Source organism: Bacillus sp. FJAT-27916 (genome assembly GCF_001183965.1).
Lineage (GTDB): Bacteria > Bacillota > Bacilli > Bacillales > Pradoshiaceae > Pradoshia.
Genome location: NZ_LFZV01000001.1, coordinates 4003106 through 4004680, shown reverse-complemented (window position 1 = coordinate 4004680; position 1575 = coordinate 4003106). Strand labels below are relative to the sequence as shown.

The 1575-nt window shown below is 48.7% G+C and carries 7 tRNA genes and 2 rRNA genes; all 9 read left to right on the top strand.

The features are described from left to right. Positions 1–4 precede the first annotated feature (4 nt). The 9 genes from rrf (AC622_RS19710) to rrf (AC622_RS19670) all read left to right on the top strand — a co-directional run bounded on the left by rrf (AC622_RS19710) (position 5) and on the right by rrf (AC622_RS19670) (position 924). Positions 5–121 (top strand): 5S ribosomal RNA (rrf, locus tag AC622_RS19710). 7 nt (positions 122–128) lie between these two features. Then, positions 129–204, top strand: a tRNA-Val gene (locus tag AC622_RS19705). A gap of 7 nt (positions 205–211) precedes the next feature. Next, positions 212–284, top strand: a tRNA-Lys gene (locus AC622_RS19700). Positions 285–353: 69 nt separating this feature from the next. Continuing rightward, positions 354–428 (top strand) — tRNA-Gly (locus AC622_RS19695). Between the two features lie 15 nt (positions 429–443). Continuing rightward, positions 444–529, top strand: a tRNA-Leu gene (locus AC622_RS19690). A gap of 17 nt (positions 530–546) precedes the next feature. Further along, positions 547–623: transfer RNA gene (locus tag AC622_RS19685), tRNA-Arg, on the top strand. 6 nt (positions 624–629) lie between these two features. Beyond that, positions 630–706, top strand: a tRNA-Pro gene (locus tag AC622_RS19680). Between the two features lie 19 nt (positions 707–725). Beyond that, positions 726–801 (top strand) — tRNA-Ala (locus AC622_RS19675). A gap of 6 nt (positions 802–807) precedes the next feature. After that, a 5S ribosomal RNA gene (gene rrf / locus AC622_RS19670) occupies positions 808–924 on the top strand. Positions 925–1575: the final 651 nt, after the last annotated feature.

Sequence of the window (1575 nt, the reverse complement as noted above, 5' to 3'; positions counted from 1 at the left end):
CCGGTACGGTAACGATGGCGAAGAGGCCACACCCGTTCCCATTCCGAACACGGAAGTTAAGCTCTTCAGCGCCGATGGTAGTTGGGGCTCACGCCCCTGTGAGAGTAGGACGTTGCCGGGCATCATATGGAGGATTAGCTCAGCTGGGAGAGCATCTGCCTTACAAGCAGAGGGTCGGCGGTTCGATCCCGTCATCCTCCACCATATATATGAGCCATTAGCTCAGTCGGTAGAGCATCTGACTTTTAATCAGAGGGTCGAAGGTTCGAGTCCTTCATGGCTCACTCTTTATTTAAATAATTCTGTCGTGATGGACTATTTAAGTTCCGAAACGAAAAGTGTGCATGATCCATGCGGAAGTAGTTCAGTGGTAGAACACCACCTTGCCAAGGTGGGGGTCGCGGGTTCGAATCCCGTCTTCCGCTCCAATTGCCAACCATAATGCCGGGGTGGCGGAATTGGCAGACGCACAGGACTTAAAATCCTGCGGTAGGTGACTACCGTGCCGGTTCGAGACCGGCCCTCGGCACTTTATCTCTTTTAAATGCGCCCGTAGCTCAATTGGATAGAGCGTTTGACTACGGATCAAAAGGTTAGGGGTTCGACTCCTCTCGGGCGCGCCATTATTGCGGGAAGTAGCTCAGCTTGGTAGAGCACTTGGTTTGGGACCAAGGGGTCGCAGGTTCGAATCCTGTCTTCCCGACCATTTACAACTTAAATTATATGGGGCCTTAGCTCAGCTGGGAGAGCGCCTGCTTTGCACGCAGGAGGTCAGCGGTTCGATCCCGCTAGGCTCCACCATATAAGTCCGGTAATGATGGCGAAGAGGCCACACCCGTTCCCATTCCGAACACGGAAGTTAAGCTCTTCAGCGCCGATGGTAGTTGGGGCTCACGCCCCTGTGAGAGTAGGACATTGCCGGGCACAAAGAGACCAGTTCAGTAATGAGCTGGTTTTTTTGTTTTATCTATTGGTTGTTATTAAGAAAGAGTCAGTGCAGCCTAATATTTTTATCATGCATATAACTTGGAGGATATGTTCAAAGGCTCCGAACAGGGGTATGAACAATTGCTCGGTTCTATAACGGGCAGTCCGAGAATCAATTTACTGAATGGTGAGGGACCAGTTCTTAATGGAATTGGTCTTTTGTTTTTACATGGGGAAGAAGAGGAATGCTCAGGATACCCATCCTATGTCTATGCAAAGGGGTGGAAGGGTGGGAGTCGTCAGAGAAAGCCCACCCTTTGACCATACAATACATAGGAAAGATGAAGAGAAGGTGGATAAAAGGTGGGACAAGCCATGTTCCTCCCACCCTTACCTCATGCAAGGCATAGGAAGCATGGGATAAGGGTGTTCGAAAGATGGTTAAATTCCGCTCCCTCAACAAAGAGAGCCCAACTCACTCCCGCTCAAATCAGGTATCAAGTTAGAGAAAGAAGATTATTCATTCACACAAATTTTCACAACCACCTGTATTGCCTCCTCCATCGTTTTACCGTACCTCCTATACCCTATTTCTTCTTTTTATATAATTACCATAAAATGTTGATGTAGCGGGTTTCTAATAAAGAG